The following is a 559-nucleotide window of genomic DNA, read 5'->3' on the forward strand; positions in this document are numbered from 1 at the left end:
TATTATTGTTGAAAGACCAGAAATAGAAACTTTTGGAGAAAATTTTGGTGTCTTAACTCGTGAAGTATTTGCTCTTGAAGTTGCAAATTCAGGGTATCACTCACTTTTAACGAAGTCTGTCGAGTCTGGGGCATCGTATGATGAAATATTGTTAGAATATAAGAATCAAATAGGCTTAGAAGGTAGAACAGTTTTGAAGGCAATGGTTTTAAGTAGGGATGCAAAAAAAGCGCAATGAAAAGTCTAGCCCCCCCCAAATATCCCTTTTAACAGCATGTTGTTGAAATGCTCAGAAGGAATGGAGCAAGTTAATGTACGTAATGACTTTATTTCTACGTTCCCAACCTTTCACGTAAAAGAACAACAATATCAAGCCCTCAGTTTGGCTGGTAATTTATATACGTACCAGAAAGCTAATCCGTTGACTAATGATACCCAGGTTGTTGGGCACCTAACAAAAACAAAGCTAATTAATTTATATGAGAACAATTTACGTAACAAAGATAAGCCAGCAAGAGAATATTACGATTTCTTGCTAGTGTCTTCTGGTGAGCGTTGC

Annotated in this window: 2 protein-coding genes; both read left to right on the forward strand. The window is 36.7% G+C overall.

The annotated features are described in order from the left end of the window. Positions 1–238: hypothetical protein (locus IF202_RS00710; RefSeq protein ID WP_456238038.1), on the forward strand; the 238-nt coding region annotated here is incomplete at its 5' end. A 60-nt stretch (positions 239–298) separates the two neighbouring features. Further along, the coding region (locus tag IF202_RS17375) for a hypothetical protein (protein ID WP_456238039.1) at positions 299–559 on the forward strand (261 nt) is incomplete at its 3' end.

This window comes from Marinomonas colpomeniae (genome assembly GCF_014803385.1).
Lineage (GTDB): Bacteria > Pseudomonadota > Gammaproteobacteria > Pseudomonadales > Marinomonadaceae > Marinomonas > Marinomonas colpomeniae.